General features: G+C 74.9%; 5 protein-coding genes. 4 read left to right on the forward strand and 1 reads right to left on the reverse strand.

Going from position 1 to position 13,316, the window contains the following annotated elements; translation table 11 throughout:
* The first annotated feature begins 9 nt into the window (after positions 1 to 9).
* On the forward strand, positions 10 to 8,529 hold the full coding sequence (locus ACN28A_RS10310; RefSeq protein WP_421394473.1) for a hypothetical protein: 8,520 nt from the start codon (positions 10 to 12) through the stop codon (positions 8,527 to 8,529).
* Position 8,530: 1 nt separating this feature from the next.
* Positions 8,531 to 9,250 (forward strand): hypothetical protein, encoded by a 720-nt coding sequence (locus tag ACN28A_RS10315; protein WP_421394476.1) that lies wholly within the window; start codon positions 8,531 to 8,533, stop codon positions 9,248 to 9,250.
* Between the two features lie 86 nt (positions 9,251 to 9,336).
* Here ACN28A_RS10315 and ACN28A_RS10320 read toward each other — a convergent pair whose 3' ends face one another.
* Positions 9,337 to 10,116 (reverse strand): hypothetical protein, encoded by a 780-nt coding sequence (locus ACN28A_RS10320; protein WP_421394478.1) that lies wholly within the window; start codon positions 10,114 to 10,116, stop codon positions 9,337 to 9,339.
* Positions 10,117 to 10,300: 184 nt separating this feature from the next.
* On the opposite strand from ACN28A_RS10320, the gene ACN28A_RS10325 reads away from it, so the two are divergent.
* Entirely contained in the window at positions 10,301 to 11,632 is a 1,332-nt protein-coding gene (locus ACN28A_RS10325; RefSeq protein WP_421394480.1) for a hypothetical protein, read from the forward strand.
* Entirely contained in the window at positions 11,629 to 13,308 is a 1,680-nt protein-coding gene (locus ACN28A_RS10330; protein ID WP_421394483.1) for a right-handed parallel beta-helix repeat-containing protein, read from the forward strand. Before ACN28A_RS10325 ends, ACN28A_RS10330 begins: the two co-directional genes overlap by 4 nt.
* Positions 13,309 to 13,316 lie beyond the last annotated feature (8 nt).

Consider the following 13,316-nt stretch of genomic DNA (forward strand, 5'->3'; position numbering starts at 1 on the left):
GGGCAGACGATGGGCATTCCCGAGCCGGTCGACCCGCACGGACTCTGGGCGCAGATCAAGGACCTCTCCGTCGACACGCTGTTCCCGCCGGACGACGAGGACGTGGCGTTCCGGCTGGCCGCCGCTTACCACGCCGCGGCCGACAGCGCCGAACAGGCCCGGGACCGGGTACGGCAGACCGCCAGTCAGGTGCCCGCGGTCTGGCCGGACAGCAACGGGTACCGCTTCTCCGTCGGCACCGCCGACCTGGCCGGGCAGTACGACAGCCTCGCCGTTGCGCTGCGGGAACTCGCCGACGGCGTCTACGAGTACGGCCAGCGGGTCCGCGAGACCAAAATCGGCTTCTGGGTGGAGATCTCCCTCAACGCCGCGCTGTTCGGCGCACTCCTCGCCTTTCCCGGCACCAGCGTCTTCGCCTACACGCTGGCCCGGGCGATCGCCGGCCGGCTCTCCTCACTGGTCGCCTCGATGACCGGTCGGGTGGCGTCGGAGGGGCTGGCCAGAGCCGCCCAGGTCGTGTCCACGATCGCGGTGGAAACCGTCCAGGAGGGTGCCGAGGAGGCGGGCATAAACGCGGTGACCCAGCTCTACAGCATCGCCGAGGGTACCCGGGAGCAGTTCGACGGCCGGCAGTTCGGCATCGCCACCGGGGCCGGTGCCCTCGGCGGCGTACTGGGCCTGGGCGTCGGCCGGGCGATCGGGCCGGCCGCCGGGCTGCTGGGGCGGGGCCTGGAGCGCGTCGGAGTGCCGGGAGGTCTCGCCACGCACGGCGTGGTCGCCGCCCGATCGACCGTCAGCAACGGGCTCACCTCGCCGGTCGCCGGCCACGCCGTGGAGAACGCGGTCGACGGTGACTGGGCGGCGGTCGCCGACGCCGGTGGCTATGTGGACGCGGTGGCCGAGGGTGGGCTGGCCGCCGGGATCATGGGATCGGCCCGGGCCAACACGGTCGTGCTCGCCAACCAGGTGAACGGCCTGCTGCACGGTGCGCCGCCGACCGTGCCGACCGTGCCGCTCCCGGTGGATCCGCCGGGCGTGGAGCGGGTCGGCGGGCCGGACAGCGCACCGGCCGGCGGTGGTCCGGGGCCACCCAGCGCCCTGCCGCCCGGTCAGGCCGGACCGGCGGACGGGGTGACACCGCCGCCCGGCCCGCCGAACGAGGCGGCGTCGCCGGGCCAGGTCGCGCCCTCCGGTCCGGCCGCGCCAACGGGTCCGGCCGCGCCGACCGGTCCGCTCCAGCCGGCAGGTGGAACCGGAGCGATGCCGGCCGGTGCCGTGGCCGGCGCACCTGCCGGGGTCTTCGACCCGGCGGGCGCCCCGTCCGGCCCGGGCACCGATGCCGGGCAGGCGCTCGGTCCGGGCGTCGCCAACCAGCCCGCGCCGGTGCTGCCCGACACCGTGGCACCGCCGCCCGCAGCGCCCGAGACCGGGGTGGCGAACTCCGGCTCGACCGGCTCCGGCGCGACGGGGACCGGGCCGACAGGGACTGGGCCGACGGGGACCGCGCCGACCGGGCTCGACGCGACCGGGACCAGCACGACCGGGACCAGCACGACCGGGGCCGGGACGACCGGGACCAGTGCGACCGGGACCAGTGCGACCGGGACCAGTGCGACCGGGGCCAGTGCGACCGGGGCCGGGACGGGTTCGTCGTGGGCCGGCGGGCCGGCAGGTACCGGGGTCGGGATCGGTCCCGAGGCTCCGGCGCCGACCGGCGCCCCGACCGCCCACACCGACGCCGATCCGCCGGCACCCCGGTCGACCTCCCTGGCGGACCCGGCCGGTGCTCCGGCGGCCACCCCGCCCACCGCGTCGGCGGTGGACGCGGCGTCGCCGACCGGTCCGGCCACGACAGCCGCCGTCGGCACCACCGCGGCGACCGTCTCCACCGGCAGCACCGAAGTGAGCGCGTCCACCGGCAGCACGAGCGCCGCCGGTGTCACCGGAGCGGCCACGCCCACCCTCGGAGCGGCACCGGCGGTTTCGGTACCGCCCGCGGCCGGGGTGGCACCGGTCGGCCCGGTGGCCGCCAAGCCGACCACGGTCACCGCGCCGGCCACCAGCCCACCACCGGCCGGCCCGCCCGTACCGGGATCGCCGACGAGCGGCACCACCGGAGCCGGGCCGGTCGCGCCGGCGCGCACCACCGGAGCGGCCGGACCGGCGGGTGACCCGGTCGACACCGCGAGCCACCCGGCGGCGGGCACCCAGGGTCCACCCGCCGACGCCGATGCGCGGAGCAGCCCTCTGGCGGAGTCTCCGGCGCCGGATCCGGGACCGTCGGCGGTGGCCGCCGCCCAAGGTGCCGCGCTCGCGGCACCGGCCCGGCTCACCGCCGCCCCGCCGCCGGGAGCACCGTCGGCCGCCGCGACCCGGCCCGCACACACCCGGCTCTCCGGTTCACCCGCGCCCACCCGCACCGCGACCGACCGGGCGACCACCACGCCGACCGCACCAACCACCGCGACCACCCGGCCGACCGCACCAACCACCGCGACCACCACGCCGACCGCACCAACCACCGCGACCACCACGCCGACCGCACCAACCACCGCGACCACCACGCCGACCGCACCAACCACCGCGACCACCACGCCGACCGCACCAACCACCGCGACCACCACGCCGACCGCACCAACCACCGCGACCCCCGGGCAGACCGTCACCGGCCCCAGCGACCGCACCGACCAGGAGCCGGTCGCGCCGGACACCTCGCCCGGTCACCTGCGTGGCACAGGTCCGGGCACACCGGCCGGCCCCGGCCCCGGTCCGACCCGTGGCGCCCCGGCTCCGGTCGCCGGGCCGCACGACCGCAATGCCGGGGCGCCCACGCCACCGCGGTCCGACCCCGGCGGCCGGCCGGTGTGGACCGGCGGCTCCACCCGGTTCCGCACCGAGGACGAGGCGTGGGACTGGGCGGCGCAGGAGTACGACAGGTTCCGGGCTGACGACACCGACGTCACCGAGATCGCCCGGCGGCTGGCGGACGTGCACCGGCCGAGCGGCCGGGTCGGGTTCACCGTGGCGGAGATCAACGAGGTCAAGCAGCACCTGATGGTCCGCAGGCACCGCATCGACGACCTCGACGGCACGGTGCACCACCGGCGGTTCGACGCGGATCCGGACATCGCCGCGGCGTGGAACCGGCTGCGGGACGGCGGGCACGTCGACGCCGACCTCGTGCTGCTGGAGCACGAGCTGGTCGAACTCGGCTTCCTGCACACCCGTCCGGACGCCACCTACGGCGAGGCGCACGCCCATGCCAACGAACAGTTCAACTGGGAGCGGATCCGTCCCGGACACGGCGGCCCGGATCAGCGGATCCCGAACGGACAGGAGAGCCCTGATGGCGGTACTGCTGGACTTCACCAAGATCCGGGAGGACGGGGAGGAGATCGAGTACCTCTTCGGCTGTCGGGGGGACATGGACCGCCGGCTGGTGATCGAGAAGAGCTCCCGGGAGGGGAGACCGACCGACGGCAGGAGGGATCCGACCTTCGCGGCGGTGTACGTGAAGATCCGGCGGACGCACCGCCGCGAGCTGCGCTGGCCGGAGAGTGGGACGTACGCGGCGTAGCGCCGACGCCGGCCGGCCCGGCCGGGTTCGCCGCCTTCTGGACAGCGCTGACCGGTCGGGTACGGGACGAGGCGCACCGCCGGGGCACCTCGCCGCTGGCGGAACTCCAGCAGTTCGTCCTGCACCGGGCGCTGGCCCGGGTCTTCGCCGCGAACCCCGACGACTGGATGCTCAAGGGCGGGCAGAGCCTGCTGGCCCGCATCCCGGCCGCACGGGAGAGCAGTGACATCGACCTGGTACGCGTCTCCGGCGGCGACCGGGACGTGATGGCCGCCGACTACGCCGCGGCCCTCCGACGGGACCTCGGTGACCACCTGGAATTCCTACCGGAGTCCCGGATCGATCTGGCGAACGTGCCCGGGGTCAGGCTGACCCACGTCGTCCAGCTCGGTGGCCGGGAGGTGATGACGCTCAGCGTGGACCTCGTACCGCCCCGCGGCCGGCCGATGTGGCGCGAGCCGGAGGTGGTGCCCTTCCCGCCGCAGGTGCTCGAGACCGGCTCCGTCGACGAACGTCCCGCGCTGCGGGTGATCTCACTGCACGACGTCCTGGCCCACAAGGTCGCGGGCATGTACACCCGGGCCGGCACGGGCGGAGCACCGGAACGCGCCCAGGATCTGGTGGACGTGCTGGTGCTGGCCCTGCACACCGGCTGGGATGGCCCGGCCACCCACGCGATGCTGCACGAGGAGTTCGCCTGGCGGCTCGCCCAGGGTGAACCGGTGCAGGTGCCGGAGAGCTTCGAAATGCCGAACCCGGCCTGGCACCCCATCGTCGCCAAGTACGCGGCGGCGACACCCGGACTGCCCTACATGAACCTCGGCGACGCGCTGCCGCTGGCGCGGGCGTTCCTCGACCCGCTGCTCGGATCGACACCGCCGCAGGCCGACTGGGATCCGGGCCCACTTCGCTGGGTGCCCCGGGTGGACGATCCGGCCACCCCACCCGCTCGGGACGACGACCGGACGACGGATCCACGGCCGGCGACGGATCCGAAGCCGGCGACGGATCCGCGGCCGATGTCGGATCCGAAGCCGATGTCGGATCCGAAGCCGTTGTCGGATCCGAAGCCGTTGTCGGATCCGCAGCCGGCGCCGGATCCGGCCACGGTCCGCCTGATCGAGGCGACCGGCGAGGGTCCACCATCGACCGTCTTCGCCGACCGGTCGCTGATCGACCGCTGGGACGCGCTGTCCGGCGGGCGGCACGAGCCGGGGAGCCTGGACGCGCGGATCGCGGCGCTCAAGGCCCGGAACGACCTTCCGCTGGCCGAGCGGATCCGGATCGTCCGGGAGGAGATCCTGCCCGCCGCCGGTGTCGAGCCGTCGCCGGTCGCCGGTCTCGACAGCCGGAACCTGCGGTTCTATGCCCACCAGGCCGGTGAGCTGTTCATCCACAGTGCCGCGCTGACCCTCGACCCGGGCACCACCATCGACGTCGGCTACCACCTGGACCACACGGTACGGGCGTACGGCCGGGAGGCGCGGGTGTCCCAACTCGCGTTCCTGGACGCGGTACCGGCCGGGATGACCGACGAGCAGGCCGAGGCGGTGGCGTTGTGGCGCGCGCACAACGGCCGGTCGGTCACCGGCGTCGACGCCGCAGACCTCGTCGCCGACCTCGTCGACATGCACGTCCAGCCGCTGCGGGAGGCGCTGGCCATGCGCCGGAAGCTGATCGACGACTACGGCGTCGAGCCGCACCGGGTCCGGGTGGTGTACGGCGGGCTGCACGAGTCGGACACCCGGTACGGCGAGTCGAGGTGGCAACGTGCACACATGCTGGCGCTGGGTCGGCTCCGGGACAGCCCGGTCGAGGCGCGCGAGGCGCTGGTCGCCACGCTGCTGGGTTCCGGTGCGGCTGCCCGGAGCCGGCTGGCCCGGGCGGCGGCGGTGGCCGAACGCGTCTTCGCCCGGCACGAGCCAGCGACCGACCGCTCGGGCACCGGGACCGGGGCGGCGTACGCGCTGCTCTGGGTGCGTGACTCGCGCGGCACCCCGACGGCCAACCGCAACGGTCTGGACACCCAACCCGCCGTGCTACGGCAGCTCATCGACACCGTCCGGGCACACCAGCCGGACCGGCGCATCGTGCTGGTCGGCGACGACCTCTTCGCGCGCCGCCCCGAACTGCGGGCCGCCTGGGACCGGGAGGGTGTGTTGGACGGCGTGGACACCGACACCCTGGTCAGGTTCTGGGGCGCCGCGCGCAACGGCGGTACGCCGCTGAGCCCAGCCGAGCAGGCGCTCTTCTTCCACAAGATGATCACCGAGCGGGACGTCGTGCAGATCGGCACCGAGAGCGGCGCGCTGGAGATCCCGTTCCTGCTCGGCGCGCCCACCGTCTATCTGGAGAACATGGTCTACCACCTCAACAAGGGCAACCGCTGGGCGCACATCTGGCAGGAGTGGCGCTACGGCGAGCTGTCACCGGTCCTCGACGGCCAGGGGAACGTACGCTTCGACGCCACCGCCCAGCCGGTGCGCGCGTTCCGTGCGTTCGGCGATCCGCTGCCGCCGCCGCTGCCCACGGTCCGGCGGGTGCAGTTCGGTCCGGACCTGCCCAACCCGAAGACCCGGCAGGGACCGATCATCATGGACTTCCCGCCCCAACTGGTCGCGCTGACCGCCGACCGGCTGGTCCGGCTGGTCGACGACGGCGGACTGGAGCGCTGGTCGGCGCGGTTCGGGCGGAATGGACCGGTCGGCAGTTCCACCGACGCGGCCTGGGCGGCGGAGGACTGGCAGCGCAGCCGGTACTACGCCGACCAGCTCCACCGGTGGCTGCACACCGACGCCCGCACCCCCGAGGCGGTCACCCGCAAGTGGAACGCCATCCGGCTCGCCCTCAGAGGGGTGCTCGAACCCGGGTTCAGCACGGATCCCGAGTACGCCGGTCTCGCCCTCGTGCACCCGTATGCTCTGCTGCACTCCACGCAACAGGTGCCCGAAGAGCCGGCGGCGCGGATCGACCGGGCGTACGCCACCGACCCGGACCAGCGCGGACCGGCGGTGATTCGGGCGCTGCGGGAGGTGCTCGGCGATCCGCTCGTGCGCACCCGGGCCGTCGACGACGTCACGGTGTTCCGCCTCGAGCCGGCCGAGCTGCGGGACGTGCGGCAGGCGGTGACCGAGGTGCTCGCGGCGGGGACGGCGCGCCCGCAGGGGCCGGGGACGACCGCGCGGCCGGCCACCGCCGGTGTGGTCGCCGGCAGCGGGCCCGGGCGGAACACGCCCCCGGTGCTCACCGAGGCCGCCGAGCGGATCACGGTGCCGACCACCCGTCTGGTCATGGCGGCGATCGGGCTGCGGATCGGCACGGACCTACGCAACCGGATCGGCGACCCGGACTACTACCTGGAGCTGGACGACCCCGCCGATCCGTCGGCGGGCGGGCGGCTGCGCCCGGCCCACGACCTGACCGCGCGGGAGGTGGCCGGCGCCGCCGACCGCCTGCTCGCCATGGACGACCCCGCGGTGGAGGGCGTCCTGCGCCAGATCGCGCTGCGCGAACTAGGCCGGACCTGGGCGAGCGGGCCCTACGAGTCGGTACGTGCCCTCGCCATGCTGGAGGTGGTCCGCCGGCGGTTCGGCCTCGCCACGGTGTCGCAGGCGGGTCCCGGGCCGGCGCTGGCCGCAAAGGTGGCGAGCGAGCTGGAGTACAACGAGCACCCGGTCGGCGAGGCGCTGGGCGTCCAGTACGGGATCACCCAACGTGCGCTCGCCGCCACCGGCGTCCGCGAGCGGCTGCTCTACCGGTCGGTGACCGGGGACGAGCATCCCGGGCTGGCCCGGGTGGCGGCCGGCGAACAGGTCGAGCTGGCTGCCGCCCGGCCACTGGAGGTCTGGACCGACGACCGGGAGATCGCCCACCGGCGGCTGGCCGACAGCGGCGGGCGGGGGGTGGTGGTCGAGGCGCGGATCGCCGTCGAGCTGATCCTCACCACCCCCGCCACCGGATTGGGCGGCCCCCGGGCGGGCTCCTTCGTCGTGCTGGGCCGCCCGCTCCAGGCCCGGGTCGACGCGGCGATGCCGCAGCCCGCCGGACAAAACGCGCCGGACCCGAGCACCGCCGCGCCGGCCGAGGTGCCGTCCGACCCTCCACCCCGAGCCGACGGGCAGAGCCGACCCGACGGGCAGAGCCGGACCGGTGCCGGGCCCGATCCGGGGCCGCCACCGTACGAGCCCCGCAACAATCTCGGCGGCACCGAGCAGTGGCGTCGGCAGGTCGGCGAACTCCTGCGCGCCGGCCCGGACGGCGACTACCCGTCCTGGTGGCCGCGCGACGACTCCGGCTACGCTCCGCAGGCCCGGGACCTGGACTTCCTCGGGCTGGACCAGCAGCAGTTCGAGTGGTTCCTGCGCCGGGAAGCTCCGCTGGGGATGACCCCGGAGCAGTTCCGTCGGTTCCGGACGGACCTGCTGGAGGCGCTGTGGCAGCACGGCATCGGGCCCGCCGACGTCGACGTGCGGATCAAGGGTTCGGGTGCGCGCTTCTTCTCCGGCGCGCACAAGTTCCTCCCCACCGGGGCCGACCTCGCCACCGACCCCCGGGCCCGCGCCGAGTTGCGGCGGTGGCTGGGTGACGACGGCTACCGTCCGCGCCGCATCCCCTTCGACGCCATGGACCGGCTCGGGGTGGGCCCGCCCAGCGACTACGACCTGGACCTGTCCAGCAGCGCGATGGTGGCGGCGGTGCGGCAAAGTCCGCCCGGTCTCATCCACCCCGACGACCTCCTGATGGGACACGGGTTCGTGCAGAAGCAGGCGGTCCACGCCGTCTTCCCGCACCTGGTGGCCTTCGCCGAGCGGTGGGAGGGCATCCTCGGTGGCAGGGAAATCTCGCTGGGGGTCTTCGAGTCGTCCGGGTCGTTCGACAGGTCCGGGTTCTCCGTGGTCTCGGAGCACTTCCGCGCCGAGGACTGGAAGATCCACACTCCCGGAGGGTACTGAGATGGTCATGGAGCTGGTCTTCGACGTACGGCTCGACGGCGAGTTGGACCAGCCGAGGCTGGACCGCTTCACCAAGCTGCTCAACCTCCGGCCGCGCGGACGGCTGACCGACACCGAGGACGCGAAGTTCGGCCATCGGGCGCTGCGCGACGCCGTGGGCGAATGGCTGTGGCTGGACCTGTGGCGGCGCGACGGGCACGGCTGGTCGGTCCGGCTGACCGTCGCCGGTCCCCCCGCGCCGCCGCCGCTGGTCGCGCGCTGCCGGGCCGAGGTGCTGGGCGCGGCCGAAGCCCTGGGGCTGGCGGTGAGCGGGATCTGGCCGGCGCCGGCCGAGCCGGTGCCCGTCGCGGAGCGGCTCACCCTGCCCGCCCAGCGCTCCCTCTCGGCCAGGCTTACCGGTGGCAGGCGGACGGCGGGCTGGTTGAGCGTCGCCGATCTGCGCTCGGTCCAGCAGGCCCTCGCCCTCGAACGGGAGTTCGGCGGGCTGACCGGCACCGAGTTCGGGTGGCGCTATCCGCGCTGGGAGCCGGCCACCGGCGGATCACTGTTGCTGCAGCTGTCCGACCATCCCACCGGTGGCACCGAGCTGACCCTGCTGCACGACCGGCGGCCGCCCTCGCGGGAGGTCGTCGCCGAGCAGTGGCAGTGCTGGCAGGCAACGGCGGAACGGACGGGACTGACCCTGGAGCGCCCCTCCCCCGGGCCGGCCACCGAGGGCTGACCGCGCCAGCCGAGAGCCACGCCAGCCACCCCAGCCGAGAGCCACGCCAGCCACGCCAGCCACGCCAGCCGAGAGCCACGCCAGCACTAGCCGCGCCGGGCCACGATCTCCGCGGCGACGTCCCAGCCCAGCTCTCCGGCGCCGGTCACGGGCAGGATCTCGGCGCGCACCATGGCCACCCGATCCGGGAAGCGCAGGTGTGCGTACGCCCGCAGGTTGCGCGGGGACAGCAGTCCGGGCCCCAGCCACGGGGCGAGGTACTCGACGAACCCGGCGCCGTCGACGGGCAACGCGGCCAGCGGCGCCACGGCGGCGTGCAGGTCGGCCAGGTCGACCAGATCGAGCCGGACCGCGTCGGCGATCACCCGGCCGACGGTGGCGTGGGCGGTGCCGTCCCGGACAAGGTCGAGGACCGTCCGCTCGGGAGTGGTCACCGGGACGCCCCGGTGGACGGCGACGTCGGCCGGGGTCAGCGGGGCCACGTGCACCCGGATGGCCCGGGGCGCGGGCCGATCCCGCCCGGCGGTGAACACCATCGTCGGTGCCGGCGGAGCCGCGAGGCCGTACAGCGCGCAGGCGGACTCGTGCGAGAGCACCGCGTCCTCGGCGACGGCCGTCGGTCGTTCCCAGGCGAACAGCTCCGGCGAGATGGCCAGCCAGGCCGCGTACGGGTACGCGTAGCGTGGCGCGGTCACGCTGCCGGCCACCTGGTGCACGTCCCAATCCAGCTCGACGAGCAGGCCCGCGTCGGCCAGGTGACCGACCGCCGCGTCGTCGACGCCGATCCGCCGGGCCTGCGCGGACGTGACCAGCCCCTGCTGGCGCGCGGCGGCGCCGCACAGCTCCAGGAAGCCCTCTGCCCACATCGCTCCTCCTACGCGCCGCCGGCTACCGGTGGCCACACGGTATCCGCCGCAACCGGCATGCCGACCGGCGCTGCCGGCTGCGGCCAGTAGCCGCGGTTGTCATCAAAAACTCATGTCCGCTGCCCGATCGTGGGCGCAGCGGTGACGGCACCGCCACAGTGGCCAGGCTTACCGGAGGTGGATCGTGAACGCGGGTGAGCGTGCGCGCGGTCCGGTCCCGGCCGTACCGGACTCCGGCGCCCCGGACGGGGCGGTTGCCGAGCCGATCGCGCCCCGTGCCGCGCCCGCGCTGGTCGTGGCGGCGGCGGTCACCGGTCAGGCGGCGGCCGCCCGGCGCGCACCGGTCAGGCGCCCGCCTGCGGACCCGCCCGCGCCGGTCGTCGCCGCGCCCCGCACGCCGCCCGACCCGCCGGCGCCGCCACGCCCGGCGCTGGTGGTACCCCCTCGGACCGTCCCGGTACGCGGGCGCCGCCTCCGCGGGATCGTCACGCGCCTCAACCCGATCCAGATCGTCTGCTGGCAGGTCGCCGTGGTGACGGTGGTGCTGGCCGTGGGCCGGCCGGTGGCCGCGCTGGTCTGCGCCTCGGCTGGTGCGGCGGCGCTGGCCGCGCTGACCGCCGTGCGGGTCGACGGCCGGTGGCTCTACCAACTCGGCCCGCTGGCGGCCGGCTACCTGTCCCGGCCCCGCCGCCGTGACCTGCCGGCGACCGCCGGCACGACGCCGGCGCTGCTGGACCTGCTGGTGCCCGGCTGTACCGTGCGCTCCACCGAGACCGGTCGCGGACCGGCCATGACGACGAGCCACCGGGGCGGGCTGACCGCCCTGCTGCGACCGGACGGCACCGCCGTCGAGCTGGTCGACCTGCTGCCCGAGCCCTCGGCGCTGCTGCCGGTGGTCGAGGGGCAGCCGCACGTGTTCGGCGTCCAGCTGGTGTGCCACGCCGGGCTCCGACGCAACGATCCGGCCCGCATGTGGCTGGCCGTGCACGCGGCCCGCAGCGTCGAGACCCCGGGCGACGAGGAGCTGTCCCTGGCGCTGCGCAACGGGCTGCGCCGGCTGCGGCGGGCCCTGGACCGGGCGGGCGTGTCGAGCGCGGTACTGGCCGAGGAGTCCGCCTTCCCGGTGATCGCCGGCCTGGCGCACGTCACCGCCGGCCGCACCGAGGTGCGCGAGGACTGGCGGTTCTGGCGGATCGGGCCTGTCTGCCAGGCCGTCTTCGAGATCCAGGGTTGGCACCGGCTCGCCGACCAGCACGCCCGGCGGCTGCTGGTCGACCTGCTCTCGGTGACCGTCGGCGCCACCGTCACGGTGACGGTCACCGCCCGTTCCGGTCCCGGCGGTCCGTGGGTGAAGGGGGTCCTGCGGCTCGCCGCGACGACCGAGGGGGCCGTACAGGCGGCGCTGGCCCTGGCCACGGCCCGCGTCACGGCGCGCGGTGTCCGGCTCGCCCGGCTCGACGGCGCGCACGCCCGTGGCCTCGCCGCCTCACTTCCGATCGGAGTGTTCCTGCCATGAGCGGTTCCGCCCTGGACGACACCCTGGCCGGCACCGGCCGGGCACCCCGGACCCTGCTGGTCGCACCCGGCCGGCACGGCGCCTACCCGACGATCGGCGACGCGCTGCGCGACGCGCCGGACGGCGGGGTGATCTCGATCGTCGGCGGCACCTATCCGGAGACGTTCGAGCTGGTCGACCGGCGGTTGACCGTGCGGGCGTCCGACGACGGGCCGGTGCTCCTGGACGGTACGGGCGGCGACTGGCCGGTGCTGCGGGTGCGCGGCGGGTCGCTGACGCTGCAGGGGGTCGAGGTGCGGGCCGGGGGCACCGCGCTCAGCGTCGAGAACGCCGAGCTGACCGTCGAGCGGTGCACGATCAGCGCCCGGCTCGGCACCGCGCTCAGCGTACGGGGCTGTCACCGGTTCGCGGTGAGCCGCTGCACGGTCTCCGGCGCGGCGCAGGGCATCGTGCTGGAGAGTTCGTCCGGCCGCGTCGACGACAGCTCGGTCGAGGACGTGGCCGGCGACGGTATCGTGGTCGGGCTCGGCGCCGACCCGGAGATCCGCAACTGCACGATCTCCGGCTGTGGGCAGCGCGGCATGTACGTCTACCAGTACGCCCGCCCGCTCATCGAGGGCTGTGACATCTCCCGTACGACCGGGGCGGGAATCGAGGTGGCGCACCGCAGCCGACCAGCGGTGCGGCGGACCCGGGTGCGGGACGCGCAGGGCGTCGGCATCGGGTTCGGCGCCGGCTGCGCCGGCTCGGTCGAGGAGTGCCAGGTGGACAACACCGCCGAACCGGGCATCGCGCTGGCCGAGGGTGCCACGCCGACCGTGGTGCAGCCCGTGCGCCGCCCCACCGCGACCGGGGACGCCGGCCTCGACGACCTGCTCGCCGAACTGGACGGCATGGTCGGGCTGCCGGCGGTCAAGGCCGAGGTCCGGGCGCTGGTGGACGAGATCCAGGTCAACGAGTGGCGCCGCCGGGCAGGGCTGCCGGTAGGCGGCGTCAGCCACCATCTGATCTTCGCCGGCGCCCCCGGCACGGGCAAGACCACGGTGGCCCGCACCTACGGCAGGTTGCTCAAGGCGCTCGGCGTGCTCGCCCGTGGCCAGTTCCACGAGGTCTCCCGGCGCGATCTCGTCGGCCAGTACATCGGGCACACCGCGGAGAAGACGTCGGTGGTGTTCGACGCGGCCAAGGGCGGCGTGCTCTTCATCGACGAGGCGTACACGCTGTCGCGGCAGGCCGGCTCCGGCGGCGACTTCGGTCAGGAGGCGATCGACACGCTGGTCAAGCTCATGGAGGACCACCGGGACGAGGTCGCGGTGATCGTCGCCGGCTACACCGGCGAGATGCTCGACTTCCTCAGCGCCAACCCCGGCCTGGCGTCCCGGTTCTCCAAGACCATCGAGTTCGAGAACTACACGCCGGCGGACCTGTTGCAGATCATCGGGCGGATGGTCGCCGACGGCGGCTACCGGATCGACGAGGCGGCCGCTCCGGTGCTGCTCGAGCACTTCGGCCGGATCGCCCAGGATCCCAACTTCGGCAACGCCCGGGACGCCCGCCGGCTCTTCGAGGGGGTGCGCAAGGCGCAGTCGCAGCGGCTGCGCGCCCTCGGCCGGATGCCGGACGTGGCCGAGCTGCGCGGGCTGACCGCCGGTGACGTGCTGGCGGCGTCCACCTGACCCGGCCG

Origin of the sequence: Plantactinospora sp. WMMB782, from assembly GCF_049179135.1 — a bacterium.
Lineage (GTDB): Bacteria > Actinomycetota > Actinomycetes > Mycobacteriales > Micromonosporaceae > Plantactinospora.

Bases quoted from the DNA above. Each gene is read 5' to 3' on its own strand.
- ACN28A_RS10315 (WP_421394476.1), top strand. From the start codon at position 8,531: ATGGTCATGGAGCTGGTCTTCGACGTACGGCTCGACGGCGAGTTGGAC.
- ACN28A_RS10320 (WP_421394478.1), bottom strand. From the start codon at position 10,116: ATGTGGGCAGAGGGCTTCCTGGAGCTGTGCGGCGCCGCCGCGCGCCAG.
- ACN28A_RS10310 (WP_421394473.1), top strand. From the start codon at position 10: ATGGGCATTCCCGAGCCGGTCGACCCGCACGGACTCTGGGCGCAGATC.
- ACN28A_RS10330 (WP_421394483.1), top strand. From the start codon at position 11,629: ATGAGCGGTTCCGCCCTGGACGACACCCTGGCCGGCACCGGCCGGGCA.